Origin of the sequence: Halobaculum gomorrense (assembly GCF_900129775.1) — an archaeon.
In the GTDB taxonomy this organism is placed as follows: domain Archaea; phylum Halobacteriota; class Halobacteria; order Halobacteriales; family Haloferacaceae; genus Halobaculum; species Halobaculum gomorrense.
Map to the genome: position 1 here is coordinate 325699 of NZ_FQWV01000002.1, position 15234 is coordinate 340932.

Genomic DNA, 15234 nt, shown 5'->3' on the forward strand with positions numbered 1-15234 from the left:
ACCGGGGGGGAGGCTGAATCGGGTGTGGAGGTGGTCGCGTGAACCGCGACGACGTGCCGCTCGACGAAGGCCAGGTGAAGATCGTCGGCCTGATCGCGGCGTTGGTGGTCTCGGCGGCGCTCGGGCCGATGCTGTTCATGCCGTCGCCGGACGCGCCGGATCGCGCAGCGAACGCCTCAAGCGGGACGGTCGTGACGCCGACTCCCGCGCCTGCGGACACCGGCGACAGTGGCGGCCTCGAAGAACTGTCGACCGGTCGCTCACCGCCTGACGACCTCTCGCGGCTGGGCAACGTGCCGAAGTCGCACACGCAAGCCGGCGAGCAGGTGCCGACCCCGCCGGTCGCGGCGTCGGCAGGCGCTCAGACGCTGCGGGTCGAGGCGACGGTCGTCGACGGCGAACCCGCGCTGAACCTCACCGACACGCGCAACCACGACGGCCGGTGGGTGTCGGTGCCGACCGCGTGGTTCGAGCAGGTGTACGGGACCGTTCCTGAGGTCGCGCGCATCGCGAACAGCGAGTCGGGCGCGGTGTACACGGAGCCGGTGACAATCCGCGGCGGACAGGCGGTGTTCTGGACGCGCGGGTACTCGACGAACACGGTCACGTTCGGCGGGGAACTGCTGATCAGCGACGATCCCGCCGTCGACGGAACGACCCACACGTACGACATCACGAACCTGGCGAGCGCGTCGGAGCCGACAGGCACGCTGACAGGCGTGGTGAATACGGAGACGGAGTCGCACTCGGGCACCGGACTGGCGACGAACGATGTGCTCGGGCTGTCGGTGGCGGGGAACCTCGCCCCGTCGAACGCGGAAGTGACGTTTGAGGGCCGCGCGACGACGTTCGGCGAGGTGCGCGAGGGCTACGATGTGGCCTCGGGCTCGACGACGAGCGTGTCAGTCGCAGGCGACACGGCGCCGGTGAACGCGACGGTCACGTTCTACGGGAGCGGCTCATCGAGCAGCAACACGATCTCGGCGACGACGGTCGGCGACGGCCACCAGCAGTCGTTCGACGTGGAGGGGTCGCTGTCGCCGTCGGGCGAGTCGGTCGTGTTCCGCGGGGTGACGCAAACGGGCTCGACGTACACGCCCAGCGGGACGGGCGACGGCTCGATCACGGTTAACGGGAACGTAGCGCCGTACGGGCCGGCGAGCGGGTCGGAGCCGTCGATCCAGTTCACGGGTCGTGAGACGACGACCGCGCGGACGGTGAGCGTGACAAGTGTAAGCGACGGATCGACCACGTCGTTCACAATCGACGGGAACCTCGCGCCGACCGGCGAGTCTGTGACGTTCTCGGGAGAGACAACAACCTCAAGCGGGGATCAATCGTGGTCGGGCGTCGGAGACGGGCAGATCCTCAGCGTCTCAAACCCCGGGAATATCGAACCGACCGGTCCGGTGAGTTCCGAACCGGAGGTAGTGGTAACGGCACCTCAGAATAGACAGCCATTGTACGACCTCGGGGACGGAACGACCGAAGCGGATGGTTTCGTCTTCTATACGGGATACACCGAAGATTCTCAACACACTTTCGACGTGTCGACAACCGAGACGCTGTATTCGTTCACGGTTCCGGGGGTTGACAGCCTATCGAGTAGCTGTTCGGCGACGGTGTGGGTCAATACCGGCGATCTCGCCGACTCAACACCGATGGAGGGGACGAAACAAGGAACGTGGAATGTCGGGACAAACCCAACGTATGTGTTCCCGTCTCCGATCGACGTTTCCTCGGTGTCGACCGTCACGATCGAATTGGGGGAGTCGACGTGTAGCTATCGAGGTGCGCAAGACGACAGCGCCTCGTCCGCGTATTTCGCAACTACGGGGACGAAAGTCAATTCCTACTCGAACGCGATAATCAATCCTTCCCCAAGTTCGGTGATTGTTACCGCAGATACAGGTCAGACGGCCGACTTTGGGGCCGTCTCCGCTGGCACTTCCGAGTCGGAAGGGATCGATCTATCCGCGTCGACATTATCCCTCACCGTGCAAACGTCGACCGGGGTGGACATCGTCTTAACAAAAACTGATCGGACCGCGACAGAGGATCCAAGCATCGACGTAGACGGCGACGGCACCGCCGAAGCGTCGGTATCGGGGATCCTCACGGAAGGACAGACGGTGACTGACTCGTCAGTCGACGTATCGACAGGGTCGCACACGGCGACGACAACCACGAACACCGGATCTATCGTCTCGTGGGACTTCTCGTTCGACGAGCGCACGGCCACACAGAACCCGGCCGTCGACGTGACTGGCGACGGCACGACGGACGCGAGCTACTCGGGGATCCTCACCGGCGGCGAGTCGGTCACGGTGCCGCTGTCTGCGCTGTCGAGCGGCTCGACGACACTCGACACGTCGACGGCGGTCGGGCCGCAACCGTCGTGGACGGTCACCTACGACGCGCGGATCGCAACCGAAGATCCGTCACTCGCACTCGACGGCACGACGATCGCGAGCCATTCGGGCATCCTCGCGGACGGCGAGACGGTGACGCTTACGAACTTCGACGTGTCGACGGGGTCACACACGCTGACGCTGTCGACGGCGGGCGGGTCGGTGACGAGCTACGACCTGTCGCTGACGAACAACTCTGGCTCGAAGAACCCGCAGATCGACATCGGCGGCGACGGGTCGACGGACGCGATCTACGACGGGACGCTGCAGTCGGGTGAGACTGCGACTGTCTCCCTGCCGGGGCTCTCCGTCGGGTCGAACACGCTGGTGTTCGGCGGGAGTGGATCGGCGTACGACTACCGGATCGAGTTCGAGCGCGTCGAGCACGCCGAGACACCGTCGATCGACGTGACCGGCGACGGCACACCGGATGCACAGTACAACGGGACGCTGGCGCCGGGCGAGTCGGCGACCGTGTCGCTGGCGAATCTGTCCACGTCCTCAAGCGCGGCAGTCGTCTCGGTCGCGGACGGCGGCCGCGTCGACGCGACGCTCACGTTCACCGAGCGGACCGGTAGCGCGGGCGCCGGGCTGACGCTGAACGACGCGACGAACACAACCTCGGGTGTCCTCACGGCCGCCGAGACGCGGACGGTGACGTTCAACGTCTCGTCCGCGCTCGTGGAGGGGACGAACTCGCTGACGGTCGAGCTGGCCGACGAGGCACTGTCGGCGGACGCGCCGCAGATGTCGGTGGACGTAGAGTACGGCCACGAGATGACCGAGCGGAAGTCGGTCTCGTATCAAGCGGAGGGTCTCTCCGAGCGGTACAACGTCTCGTTCACGACGAGCGCGTATCGCAACGAGACGACGCTGACGATCGACCACGCGGAGACGGTCGTGTCGATGCGCTCGCTCGATTATCGCATCAACGAGTCGGGCGGCTGGGCTGCCGTCCCAGACGGGAACTACACGCTGACCGGCACCGAGCTGACGATCGACGCGGACGCGCTCACGCCGACGAGCGGCGTGCCGGAGGACACGACCATCGAGATCCGGTCGGTCGCCTCGAAGGTGCGAGCGCACAACGCCGAGATCACGGTGACGCGCACGACCGACATCGGGAGCGACCTGAACTCTCGCGTCCGGTTCGACACGTGGGGCTCGTCGTCGTGGCTGGGCGTGTCCAACACGTCCGAGGGCCAACTGCTCCACTACGCGGTCAACGAGTCGTACTCGGACGAGTCCGAGTACGCTGAGATCGACGGCGGCGGTGCCCAACGGCTGTACTTCCCGTACGCGAGCACGGGGAGCGAGGTCACACTGCGGACGCTCCCGGTGGCGCTGGGCGTCGATCACAACACCGTCGAGGTGACAGTCCCCGAATCGATCGCCAACGCGTCGAGCCCGCTGTTCTACCTACGCCCGGGGAGCGTAACGGGCGACCCGGTGACCGTCGAGTACGTCGGCGCCGACAGCGGCGTGTGGTACGGCGTCTTCGACGAGTCCGAGTCAGCGCGCCTCGACCGCGCGGAAGGTGGAGCGACGATGACGATCCCACGCGACGACGTGGGGCTGGTCGCCGTTCGCGAGAGCGTTGCGCCGGCGAAGGACACGAGCGGCGTCGGCGGTGGGATCTTCGCGGCGGTCCGCGGCGGGAACCTGCTCTCGCTGCTCGTGCTGTTTGGCGGCGTCGCCGGGCTCGTGATCGCCGGCCGGGCACCGAGTCGGGCACGGGCGAGCGTCGACGGCCTTGCGGGCGCGCTTGGCGGCTTAGTCGGGCGCATCCCTCGCGTCGGTGACACACTCGGCGACCTCGTCGAGCGCGGCGTCGAGACGGCTGGCAACGCCTATGTGAGCGTCGGGTCGAACAACCTGTTGACGGCGGCCGTCGGCGGTGCCGTGCTCGTGTCGGCGCTGCAGGTCGGCCTGATCGACCTGGGCGCGGAGACGGCGGCGATGCTGGGCCTCGCGGGGATCGCGGTCGCGACGCTGGTGCTACTCCGACAGTTCGACGCGTTCTCGCCGGGGCGGTGGATCGGCATCGTCGCGGTGTCGGCCGTGATCGCGCTGCAGGGCCTGGGCGAGGGCGACCTGCTGACGGCGCTGGTGAACTCGGATGCGTTCATCCTCGTGGTGTTGATCCTCGGGTACGCTGTGTACTCGCTGGTCCAAGAGTACCGCGCGAACAACAACCCGAACGACGACCGGCCGCAGATCGTCATCGACGCGGGTGGTGACAACCAGTGAGCATCGTGTTCGGGACGCTGGGCCAGTACCTCGGCCCGGAGGCGCTGGCGCTCGCGGGGATCGCCTACGGCGTGTACAAGTTCCGCCGGCTGCGGTCGCTGCTGGGCGGCGCGGTCGCGATCGCGGGGACGGCCGGGTCGCTGGCGATCGGCTCGCTCGTGACGATCGGCGTAGGGATATTGCTGGGGTGGTGGGACCCAAACCTCGCGCAGATCGCCGGCGACGTGACCGGCGCGGGCGGGGCCGCGTGGGACGTGCTCACCGGGCCGGTGTGGTCGTTCGTTGAGGAGTACGTATGAACGAGGTCGAACTGTGGCACTCTTGTCGCTGCTTGCTTCGGCGGCTATATATCGATCGAGACCGCGGCCGGCTCTCGACGCGGATCCGGGTCGCCCTCGGCGACCTCCATCTCGACGGCCCGTGGACGACCGAGGAAGTCGTTTTCGGCGAGAACGGAGGAAATCTGGCGAACAGTCCGTTCGCCAACTCCGATTTCGTCGACAACCACCTCGACAGTGAGTGACTCCGAGCGTCAGAACGCGACACTTCAGATCCGAACGGGTGCATCCTCTCAGCAGAAATTCAGGGATACGTGTAGCGGTCGACGACATCGCCGTCGGCATCGACCAGCGTCGCCGTATCGCCGCCGTTGTTCCAGATCGCGGTTTCGGAGCCCCAGTACAACTCGGTTGCCGTGTCCTCCCCGGAACCGGTGTAGATGTACAGTTGCTCGCCGTCCGAGAGTGTTACGCCGTCGGGGATCGTGTAGGTGTGGCCTGCCTCGTCGGAGAGTTGCCATCCTGAGAGGTCAACCGTCGGCCCTTCGTGTTCGATGACGACGTACTCGCCGTTCGGGTTCTCGTTGTCGTTCCCGTCGGCGTCGGCGTGGATGAACGCGATCTTCGTCTCCGGTTCCGGAGTCGGTGTTGCGGTTGGCGTCGCTGTTGGCGTTGGTGTTGCCGTCGGCGTTGGCACAGCGGTCGGTGGCGGCGTCGGAGATTCAGTAGGGGTCACCGTCGACCGGAGCGGTTCCGCCGTCTCAGGAATTGGTGTTGCCGTAGCCACCGGGACGTCGGATGTGTCCTCTGATCCAGCGTCCGAAGGTGCTGGTGGGAGTAGGTAGGACCCAGAGAGAAACAGCAGGAGGAAAACGATCGCCATCACCGGACCGCGCAGTTTCTCTTCGTCAGCACGGGGATTTCTGTCGAGCGACCAGATGTACTTGCGGACTGGGTTGAGGAGGACTCCTCCGGCGGCGACGAACAAGAGGCCGCCGACGATACCCCGCAATCCATCACCGAAGCGAGCGACGCCCCCCAGAACGAGCACCACCGCAAACGCCCACCGTGCCAATCTAAGTTTCCGACCCATTGGGTTCAGATACCACCCAAATGTCATTATTCTGCCTGTCCGGATATCGACGTTGCGGCGATTCTATTCTCCGGTGCCGTTGCGGAACAGTAAGGGAGTCGGGTCAGGTCGCCCCATGCGAGGCGGTCATTGGTGAGCAGTTGACGCCGGCGATCAAGGAGGAGGTCGCTCTCGGAAGGCGACGACTCACTTGGAGCACTCGAAGTGCTGGTAGCCGTGAAGGGATTCGAGAAGGAGACAGTGAAAAGCACTGCACGACTGATGGACCTTGATCCAGAAGCCCTCGAATCGGTGGCAGAACGGTTGATAGAGGCCAATTCGGGAGGTGAATTCGATGGAGAGTCAGTAGATACGATCGTATCTGGCGTCGAAGAGATGATCGGAGAGTAGTCACACGACCGCTTCCATCGGTTCCACGGAGGAACTGCGGACATACCGGACCTTCTCAGCGCCCCGGCCGCCTCGTCGGTCGAGGAACCCGTTCTCGGCGATCACGGTGAGGTGTTGGCGAACTGTCCGCTCGCCCGCACCAGTCTCCTCGACGATCTCCTCGACGGTGAACGGTTCCGACCGACGGAGTGCGACGATCCAGATCCGGTCGGTGATACTCGATTCGGGCATGAGCCGAGTGACGAAGCCCCGTCACTTAGTCGTGTCGCACATATCTGCAAAGCGTTGCGAAAATTCGCGCGCCGCCTGCGGCGGTGCGGGGGGTATTTTGTTGTCCCCCCGTAGGGGGGTGCCCTGAGGCACACTCCCTCAGGGGTGTTGCCCGCCCGCTGCGAATGCCGGCCCGCCACTCTTGTTGCGCTACTCGGAACTTATCTGCTACCGGACAGAAAACCAGCCGTTTCTGTCGCGCGACGGCGGAAAAAGGGGGTACTGGGTAGTGATGCCTCTCACGAGGACCGCTTCAGCCGGGGATCTCGAACTCGGGGCGCGCGTGCTCCTCGATGTCGATGTCGAAGCCGGCGATCTCGACGGCGGTCTGGATCTGTTCGGCGGACCACGTCGAGCCAGCGCGGATCATCCTCCGCACGTCCTCGACGGTCTCGTACACGTCCTGTCCCTCGAAGGTGCGCGCGAGGCGCTCGACGGCCTCCGAGCGGGCCTGCTGGGCGTCGTGCTGTAGCAGCGTGTTCGCCTCGGCGACGCGCTCGTTGCCGTAGTCGTCGTCCCAGCGGACGCGACCGGGGAAGTGACCGGGCGCGTTCCCCGAGTCCTTCCAGGCGCGGAACCCGTCCTGCACGACCTCGGCGGCGTTGACGGCGCTGGCGACACCTTCGTCGGGATGCGGGAGACACGAACCGAGCTGCAGTTCGGCACCGTCGTCAGCGACGCGGGCGCCCCACTTCTCGCGCCAGGACTCGAACACGTCGCCGGAGGGTCGCTCGTACGCGTCTGCTTCGAGGATCGACTCGGTGTGACGGAGACTGTGCTCGACGCTCGTTTTCACGTCGGTGACGGTACGCCCGATGATCTCCTCGAACTTCTCGCGGAGGTGCTGAGAGGCGAACGTGATCGTCCCCTGCTGGGACTCGACGGCGTCGCCCATCCGCTTGAGCCACCGGTACACGGTGGTCTCACTCGTTTCGCTCTCCTCGGCGAGGTCGTCGTAGTGAGCGCGGCCGCCGTCGGAGACGAGCTGCTCGGTGAGCGACTCGTCGGCGGGCGTCATGCGAGAGAACGCCCGCACGAGCATCGACTCCTGCGAGCGCTCGATCTGCGGCGTCGGGTCGTCGTGTAGGTCGAGATCGCGCGGCGTCTCCGCTGGCGAGAAGTGCCAGTCCTCGACGAACGTCGACGCGCTGTCGTTCGAAGATCCGAGTGAACTCGGCGCGATCGGGACGCCGGCCCAGGTGAGGATGTTGACGAGGCGTTCTTCGAGCTCCTCGACGAGCGCGTGCCGACGGTCCCATGCGACGGTCTCGCGGTTGATGCGGATGTCGGACATTTTCCGCTGAAACAGTAGCCCGAACTTTGGGTGGTACAGCGGGTCGTCGGGGTCGGAGTGCTTGTGCTCGGGGTCGTAGCACTTCGCCTGCGTGCCGAGTCCGTGACTGGGGATCATCGACGACGCGGCGTCGGCGTGAGAGACGAGGCGGAACATGGCGCCGCCGTTCTCACCGTTGTCCCAGAAGTACGCACCCTTCGAGGTGTCCTGCGTCGACAGCAGCATCGCGAGCTGGTGGAGGGCACCACCCATCCGCGTGAGCTTCTCACCGAGCGACCGCGAGAGCCGCACGTATCGCTCGTGGACGGAGACGTTACTCGTCGACAGCGGGCGCGTGAAGTACTCGCTCGACCAGTCGTCATCGAGCGCGTTCGCGAGCGCCTGGCAGGCGCACCGGAGCCAGTGCGGGTACTCGTCGAGTTCGAGATTTGAGCCCTGAATATTGACGTTGAATCCGGTGTCGGGCTGGTCCGCGTGGTCGAACGGCGACGAGATCGCGGCCCCGGTCTCGACGTGTGTCATGCCGGCGAAGCGTGGCCGGACGTGGAAGTGCGCCGACCGCTCGCCGGCACCCTCGACCTGAATCCGGGGCTGCCACATGGGCTTGTCCTGCGGGAGATCGAACTCTGCCCGGGGCGCGATCTTCCCCGCGTGGTTGCCGTCGTCGTCGGTGCCGTAGTACAGCGAGACCTCGACGGACTCGCGCGAGTCGTCGTCGGCCGGGTCGGCCTCGGAAACCGGGTGCGGCTCGACGCCGTCGAGCCACGGGAACCGCGCGTCGAAGGACGTGCCGCCGTCGAACGCGCGGATGAACCGACAGAGTGCCCAGTACGGCGCCATGTTGTCGGCGAGTGAGCCCTGCGTCGCGTAGTTCAGGTTGATGCGAGCCTCGTGAGGGCACGTCCGGATGATCCCCGCGTCGGGGTTCTGGCGCGTCGCCACGCTCACACACCTCCGTCGTCGCCGAGGAGCCGCCGACAGGACGGACACGCGTCGACGCCGGCAGCAGTACGTTCGACGCCGTCGACGGCACCACAGCCGCGACAGACGCCTTCACGGTCGCTCACCATTGGGCCACCCCGTCAACGCGTGCGAGCCCGTGCGGACGGGCCTCGACGACCTCGGCCTCCGTCCACGTCGACGGGACGCGGTCGACATCGCCGGAGCGGACCTCGTGGCGTACGTCGGTCCCAACGTCCTCGATCGCGGCGACGACGACGCGGTGCTCGACGACGGCGCCGCGCAGGTCGTAGCTCGTGTACGGCGACTCGGACCACTCGGCGATCACGAGTTCGTCGGGGCTCACCGCTGCTCACCTCCGCTGGCGGCCAGCCGCTGCTGCTCGGTCTCGCGGTGGATGTGGTCGGCCCGGAAGACGGTCGCGCGGCGCGAGAGCACGTCGAGGACCGACCCGGGAACGTCGCCGAAGACGAAGACGTGGGAGGCGAACGGTGCGCTCTCGTCACCGTCTCCGAACGCGAGTCGCGAGTCGAGCATCGCGACGGCGTCGGCGTGCTCAACGGCTAACTGCCACCAGTCGGTACTGCTGTCACCCTTCACGAGATAGCAGATCGACTCGACCGCGGGACGCTGTAGCTCGGAGACGACCTTCGGCGTCCACTCGTCCATCGCGGAGTACGGCGGGTTCAGCCACACGTCGCCGTGCCACGGCTGGGCGAGTCCGTCGTCCTCCTCGGTGAACGCCTCGTCGGCGATCGGAGAGCGCTCGGCGCCGGCAGCGGCGTCGAGGTCGAATCCGTCGACAGCCTCGGCCAGCGGACGGACGAACTCGGGCGGCGTCGACCACTCGTCGGTCTCCGAGCTGGTGAACGGATCGAGGACGTGGCGATCGTCGCCGTCGCCGTCGTCTCCGTCCGTGGGAACATCGACGAGCGTCGGATCGAACTCCGTTCCTCCGTCGGTGACGAGCCGGTGCTGTGTCTTCCGGTCGACGACGAGAACCACGTCGGGCTTTTGAACTCGCTGGAACAGGTGAACCGACTCGCGCTCAAAAGCGTCGTTCGCTTGGAGCCCTACGCTATTCCATCCGATGGACAGCACCCGACCCCCCGGCGCCGTGAGCTCGGCGAGAGTGGCGCGCGCCTTCCAGATACCGCCGGAGGGTCCGCGTCCGATCGTGTTTCCGTTGTAGTGCTCTTCCGCCTGTTCGGAGTCGAACGGCGGATCGAAGACGATCGTGTCGAACGACTCAGCCGACAGGTGTTCTTCGAGTTCCCGAACGTCGTGATGAGAATCCGCGTCGCGGCCGACGTCGAGGTCGTTACGGTGGACCTCGCCGTCGTGGTTGAGCTTCGTCTTCCCGGCGCACGCATTGAGAACGCGGCCCGAGAGCATCGACTCGACGACACGGCGAACCTGCGGCGCCTGGAACGTCCACGGGCCGAGCGCGATCGGCGTGCCGTCCGGGTGCTTCCCGCCGATCGTGTGGAGCGCGAACGGATACTGTCGGCCGTGCCGAAGACCCAGCTCGTCTTTACCACCGTCGGTGATCAGCGTTGACTGCTCGGTGTTCGCGGAGTCGACGCGATCGCCGAGCCACGACATCTGCTCGCCGATCCCCCCCAGATCCAACTCCTGGAAGGGGAAGGTGACGACGGGGTCGATCCCAGCGTGGAACGTCTCGCGGCCCCGGAGCGGGTCGACGTATGAGCGCCCTGCGAGCACGACGATCTCGTCGCCGGCCTCGGTGACGCCGAGCCACTCGATCAGTTCCATCCCGATGCGGTGCGCCAGCTCGTCGAGCGCGTCGCCGTCGAGGTCGTCGATGTGGGTCTCGTAGGGATCGAGTTCGGCGTCGGGCTCGACGAGGCCGTGCTCGGCCGAGAGGATCGCCCACTCGTCGCCGACGGTCTCGGCGTACTCGCGCTTCTTCGCGAAGTACGTCGACGTGTACAGATCGCGGGCCTCGGAGCGCTCGTCGCGCTTCGCGGCGCCGCAGCCGACAAGGACGTACTTAGTCATCCGACGGCACCTCCTGCTCGCCGAACGTCGCCAGCGACGGAGCATCGCCGGTGAGCGCTTCGTTGACGAGTGCCCGTGCGAGATTCACCGGGACGGCGTTCCCGATCTGAGCCGTCCGCGACGCCTTCGTGTCGCCGACGAACTCGTAGTCCGCGGGGAATCCCTGTGATGCGGCGAGTTCCCGCGGCTGCAGCATCCGGTAGCGGAGCCCGAGCCCGAGTGGCGAGAGGTCGGGAACGCACAGGGCGTGCCGGTCCTTCGTCGTGACCGTTGGGAGTGGCTCGTCGACGGGCGCGGAGTCGCTGTTGCCGTAGTACTCGACGAGGAACGGCGAGATGAGGTGGCCGTCGTGGTTGCTCGCCGTCACCGTGTGCAGCGGCCGGTCGTTGGCGACGTACGTCGCGTTCGTGTGTAGGCCACCGCGCGGCAGGTTTCGCGGCTTCACGAACGGCTGCGCCTCGATGAAGTGGACGGCGCCCCGCGTCGCGATCGTCGGCACCGGCTCGCGGTCGGCGTCGAGCGCCCGCGCATTCGACTGCTGACCCATCACCATGCGCGTGCCGCCGTCGACGGCGGCGGTCCCGGTCGATGAAACGAGGAACGGTTCGTCGCGATCGGCGAGCGCGTCTTCAAGATCGTCGACCGGAACGATATCGTCCTGCAGCCGCTCGATGTCGGCCGGCACGAGGTCGGCGACGACATCAGCGTACGCCGCCACCTCCTCGCTGCAGTGGTCGCGGAGTCCCTGCGCGATCCGCTGCATGGTATTGTTCGAGAGCGGCCGCGAACGCGTCCAGATCGAGGAACCGCGATCGGTCCAGTCGATGATCTCCGCGGCGGGCCGCCACGGAGCACGGTCGTCGTCGGGAGCCGGAGCGCGAGCGTGCGTCGGCTCGGGATGCGTGGCGCGGTGACCGCGGCGCGCGACGACGAACAACCGCCGGCGAGAAGTCGCGTCACCGTAGTCGGCCGCGTTCAGCACGTCGTGGCTGACCGAGTAGCCGAGCGAGTGGATCACGTCGACCCACGCCTCGAACGTCTCGCCGTTGCGGGTCGGTCGGCCGTCGTCGTCGATCGGTCCCCAACTACGGAGTTCGGGGACGTTCTCGACGAGGACAGCGTCGGGCTGCGTCTTCTGGATCCAGTCGACGACGTGCCACGGACTCGCCCGGCGCTGCTCGGAGACGGGTTTCCCGCCGCGCGCCGAGGAGAAGTGCGTACACTCGGGGCCGGCGACGAGCAGGTCCACGTCGTCGCCGCCGACGACGGCCGGCGGGTGCAGCTCCTCAACCTTCGCGTTGTGATGCTCGGCCCAGGGGTGGTTCCGCTTGTGTGTCGCGATCGCGTCGTCGTCGTGGTTGACCGCGATCAGACGCACGTCGTAACCGAGATCCTCGCACTCCAGCGCGAGGCCGTGGCTGAATCCACCCGCGCCACAGAACAGGTCGATCGCGGTGAGAGGTGCGTCGCTCACCGCGACTCACCTCCCTCGAAGTCAGCGGTCCAGGCGAGTTCGGCGACGGCGTACTCAACGGCACCGGGTTCGATCCCAACGAGCCGCCGTTCGAGCGCGGTCTCGAAGGACTCACGCCCGCCGACACGCCGCACGAGTTCAGCGTAGTACGGGCCCTCGATCGTAGCAAGCGGGGCGACACTGGTGATCTCGATGAACCACTCAAACTCGGCGTCGCGAAGCCCGACTTCGGTGCGGGTGTCGTCGCACATCGGCTCGTTGCGCTCGAAGCCGTCGGGGATCTCGAACGAGGGAATCGGGTGGCTGTCCTCGCGAGCAGCCTCACGAAGTTCACGACCGACGCCGACCGGCATGATCTCGGCGCTGCCACTCACCGTTGCTCACCCCCGTCGGTCTCGACGCGATCAGCGCCGTCGAAGACCTCGTGCCACCCTTCGACTTCGTCTGCAGGGTCGTATACGCGAGCGACGACTGTAGTCTCGATTGACCCGTCGTCGGCCACATCGATTCGTTCGAGCCTGTTCTCGCCGGTGTGGTCGTAGGTGTGGGAGAACTGCGTGCCGCACCCCCGACACACGAGCACGTCGTCGCGCTCGTAGTACAGGTCTCCGTGACAGTCGGGATCAGTGCATCCCTGAAACGCACCGTCGGAGTAGTCGTCCGCATCGGAAACGGTGACGAGCGGGATACTCACTGTCCGTCACCTCCGTCAGTCCGCGCTGCTCCGACGCGCGCGCCAGTGTTCCGGGCGGGCTGGTCAACAGGGTCGACGCGCGAGGTAACGGTCTTCCCGGCGGCGCTGCCGCGACTGATTCGCGGCATCGAATCGCAGGCGGGACAGCGGTGAACGTCGCCGTCTCCGTCGCCGAAGACGGCGGCGAAGCGCTCGGTGACGTGCGCGCCGCAGTTGCGGCAACCAGTATCGGCCCGGTCGGTGTCGAGTCGGGCCGTCACAGCCCCCACCCCGACGCCGTCTGGTGGCAGTTACACTGTGCCGGATGGTTTGTATCAGAAAGGTGATGGGACCGCCGAGATTCGAACTCAGGTCCTACGGACCCCATCCGCAGAGGATACCACTACCCTACGGTCCCGCACTCGGGTAAAAACGAGCGTCGGGGTTAAGCGCTTCGTTTCGGCGACCCGATTCAGTCATGCGATCGTGGCCCATCACGTCCCTCGACGGGGCGGTAGCCACGTGGTTTCGCGCTCGCCCTCGTGGTCGTCGCCACCGAGCTTGGGCGCCGCGCGCGCGACCCGAACAACGACGAGGAGCCACCCGACGGAGACGGCGACGACCGCCGCGGTGAGGCCGACGATCGACGCGATCCCGACGAGGTAGTGCTCGAACTCGTGGAGCGCCGGGCCGGCGGACGCGACGTACCACGCGAACGCCGCCGGCGGCCCGAGGGCAAACAGCGTGCCGAAGAGGCGTCTTGTCCAGCGGGCGAGCGGCGACAGCAGGGCAGCCGCGCGACCGGCGAGTTCGCGGAGGGCGCTCGTGCTCACAGCGGGGTCACCGTTCTCGTGGTTATCGACGACGTCGCGTAGGCGTTGCGGCGCCGTCGGCCGTCGACCGTGGCCCGTTCGATCGCCTCACTTGTCCAGCTCCCGTGGGACCACGAGGTCGCCGTCGTCGCGGACGGCCATACTCGCGACCGGCTTCCCCTCGTAGCCGGCCAGCCCCTCGGCGCGGCCGATGACGTAGCCGTCGTGTTCGCTCTCGACGGTCTCGACCACGTCGCCGTGGGGGGTCACCACGTCGGCGACGGCGTCGCCGGCCTCGACCGTCTCCCCGACGCCGACGCGGTGCCGGATCAGGCCCGCCCCCTCCAAGCGTGGGCCGACGAAGCGGCGCACGGGGTACTCGACCGGCGCGTCCGGCACGTCACCGCCCGCGCTCGCGTCCGCCTCGATCACGCCCGCAGGCGCCGACGCGAGCAGTCCGAACTCGACCGCGGCGGCGATGACGCCGGCGACGCCCGCCGCACGGGCGTCCTCCTCGACGACGCTGTGCCCGCCCAACTCGACGGTGACGGCGGGGACCCCAGCAGTGTTGAGCGCGGCGCCGGCGGTCGAGCGCTGGAGCGACTGTTCGACGTACTCCTCGGCGGGGTACTCGGTGAGAACGGGGAGCCCGAGCGTCGCCGCGAGCCGATCCAGATCCTCGGCCAGCGCCTCGGCCTCCGCTTCGGTGCGCTGCTTGCCGTACAGCACCCGGTCGCGGATAGTGAACGGCATCGATCCCACCTGCGCGGTGTGGCAGTCGACGAACAGGTCCGCGGAGTCCGACAGCACTTCGAACAGCCGGGTGTCGATCAGCTCCTGGGTCTCGGGTGGGCGAGATCCCTCGCGCTCGGTGTCCGGGAAGTAGCGGTTCGGGTCCTCGCCGCCGTAGTAGGAGGTCCGCTCGTTGCGGCGGAGGCCGGCCGGATTGACGACGGGGACGACGACGACGGCGCCCGCGAGGGCGCCGTCTCGGTTCGCGTTGGCGAACGCCGCGGCGGCGTCCTGTGCGACCGCGACGCCGGTCGCCTCGTCACCGTGGACGCCGCCGGTGACCCAGAAGACTGGGCCGCCGGTGGCGCCGTTGATCACGGCGACGGGGAGTCGCTCGCTCCCACCGGTCGGGAGGTTGGTCGCGTGGATCCAGCCGTCGGCACGCTCGCCGGGGGCGGCCCTCGCGGAGCCGACCTTGAGTGCATCGTCCATGCGCCTGGCTGGCGCCGCGGGTCGAAAAAGGTCCGAGCACCGGCAGGCGGTGCGGACGCTGGTCGGCCGCCGGACGCGAGACC

16 protein-coding genes and 1 tRNA gene are annotated in these 15234 nt (G+C 67.1%); 4 read left to right on the forward strand and 13 right to left on the reverse strand.

Annotated features, from left to right (window positions below; all coding sequences use genetic code 11):
- The first annotated feature begins 38 nt into the window (after nucleotides 1–38).
- Genes BUE16_RS17135 through BUE16_RS05185 form a run of 3 tightly spaced genes read left to right on the forward strand, consistent with a single transcriptional unit; the run spans nucleotide 39 to nucleotide 5184 of the window.
- Nucleotides 39–4661 carry a beta strand repeat-containing protein gene (locus tag BUE16_RS17135; RefSeq protein WP_143165375.1) on the forward strand — a complete coding sequence of 1541 codons (4623 nt, stop codon included), beginning with the start codon at nucleotides 39–41 and terminating at the stop codon, nucleotides 4659–4661.
- A complete protein-coding gene (locus BUE16_RS05180; protein ID WP_073307349.1) occupies nucleotides 4658–4960 on the forward strand; it encodes a hypothetical protein in 303 nt (100 codons plus the stop codon). The genes BUE16_RS17135 and BUE16_RS05180 overlap by 4 nt, the downstream gene beginning before the upstream one ends.
- On the forward strand, nucleotides 4957–5184 hold the full coding sequence (locus BUE16_RS05185; RefSeq protein WP_073307350.1) for a hypothetical protein: 228 nt from the start codon (nucleotides 4957–4959) through the stop codon (nucleotides 5182–5184). The genes BUE16_RS05180 and BUE16_RS05185 overlap by 4 nt, the downstream gene beginning before the upstream one ends.
- Nucleotides 5185–5243: 59 nt before the next feature.
- Here the strand turns inward: BUE16_RS05185 and BUE16_RS16015 are convergent, their stop codons facing one another.
- The gene (locus BUE16_RS16015; protein WP_200778376.1) at nucleotides 5244–5993 is read right to left on the reverse strand and encodes a lamin tail domain-containing protein; all 750 of its coding nucleotides are present in this window, start codon (nucleotides 5991–5993) and stop codon (nucleotides 5244–5246) included.
- A gap of 255 nt (nucleotides 5994–6248) precedes the next feature.
- Between BUE16_RS16015 and BUE16_RS16620 the strand changes: the two genes are divergently transcribed.
- On the forward strand, nucleotides 6249–6422 hold the full coding sequence (locus BUE16_RS16620) for a hypothetical protein (RefSeq protein WP_159435733.1): 174 nt from the start codon (nucleotides 6249–6251) through the stop codon (nucleotides 6420–6422).
- Here the strand turns inward: BUE16_RS16620 and BUE16_RS05200 are convergent, their stop codons facing one another.
- From BUE16_RS05200 to BUE16_RS05255, 12 genes are all read right to left on the reverse strand, one after another.
- Complete coding sequence (locus tag BUE16_RS05200) at nucleotides 6423–6653, reverse strand: helix-turn-helix domain-containing protein (protein WP_073307353.1); 231 nt, start codon at nucleotides 6651–6653, stop codon at nucleotides 6423–6425.
- Nucleotides 6654–6945: 292 nt separating this feature from the next.
- On the reverse strand, nucleotides 6946–8928 hold the full coding sequence (locus tag BUE16_RS05205; RefSeq protein ID WP_159435734.1) for a DUF7845 domain-containing protein: 1983 nt from the start codon (nucleotides 8926–8928) through the stop codon (nucleotides 6946–6948).
- A gap of 2 nt (nucleotides 8929–8930) precedes the next feature.
- Nucleotides 8931–9056 (reverse strand): hypothetical protein, encoded by a 126-nt coding sequence (locus tag BUE16_RS17320; protein ID WP_268762478.1) that lies wholly within the window; start codon nucleotides 9054–9056, stop codon nucleotides 8931–8933.
- Nucleotides 9050–9292, reverse strand: a complete 243-nt coding sequence (locus tag BUE16_RS05210; protein ID WP_143165376.1) for a hypothetical protein — start codon at nucleotides 9290–9292, stop codon at nucleotides 9050–9052. Before BUE16_RS05210 ends, BUE16_RS17320 begins: the two co-directional genes overlap by 7 nt.
- A complete protein-coding gene (locus BUE16_RS16020) occupies nucleotides 9289–10968 on the reverse strand; it encodes a DNA N-6-adenine-methyltransferase (RefSeq protein WP_079991504.1) in 1680 nt (559 codons plus the stop codon). The genes BUE16_RS05210 and BUE16_RS16020 overlap by 4 nt, the downstream gene beginning before the upstream one ends.
- On the reverse strand, nucleotides 10961–12442 hold the full coding sequence (locus tag BUE16_RS05225; RefSeq protein WP_073307356.1) for a DNA cytosine methyltransferase: 1482 nt from the start codon (nucleotides 12440–12442) through the stop codon (nucleotides 10961–10963). Before BUE16_RS05225 ends, BUE16_RS16020 begins: the two co-directional genes overlap by 8 nt.
- Nucleotides 12439–12816, reverse strand: coding sequence for a hypothetical protein (locus tag BUE16_RS05230; protein WP_073307357.1), 378 nt, complete (start codon nucleotides 12814–12816; stop codon nucleotides 12439–12441). Before BUE16_RS05230 ends, BUE16_RS05225 begins: the two co-directional genes overlap by 4 nt.
- On the reverse strand, nucleotides 12813–13136 hold the full coding sequence (locus BUE16_RS05235; RefSeq protein ID WP_073307358.1) for a hypothetical protein: 324 nt from the start codon (nucleotides 13134–13136) through the stop codon (nucleotides 12813–12815). Before BUE16_RS05235 ends, BUE16_RS05230 begins: the two co-directional genes overlap by 4 nt.
- Nucleotides 13133–13405 carry a DUF7563 family protein gene (locus BUE16_RS17550; protein ID WP_449404987.1) on the reverse strand — a complete coding sequence of 91 codons (273 nt, stop codon included), beginning with the start codon at nucleotides 13403–13405 and terminating at the stop codon, nucleotides 13133–13135. Before BUE16_RS17550 ends, BUE16_RS05235 begins: the two co-directional genes overlap by 4 nt.
- Before the next feature lie 57 nt (nucleotides 13406–13462).
- Nucleotides 13463–13533 (reverse strand) — tRNA-Pro (locus BUE16_RS05245).
- Nucleotides 13534–13609: 76 nt separating this feature from the next.
- On the reverse strand, nucleotides 13610–13948 hold the full coding sequence (locus BUE16_RS05250) for a hypothetical protein (RefSeq protein WP_073307360.1): 339 nt from the start codon (nucleotides 13946–13948) through the stop codon (nucleotides 13610–13612).
- An 87-nt stretch (nucleotides 13949–14035) separates the two neighbouring features.
- A complete protein-coding gene (locus BUE16_RS05255; RefSeq protein ID WP_073307361.1) occupies nucleotides 14036–15151 on the reverse strand; it encodes a succinylglutamate desuccinylase/aspartoacylase family protein in 1116 nt (371 codons plus the stop codon).
- Between the last annotated feature and the right edge of the window lie 83 nt (nucleotides 15152–15234).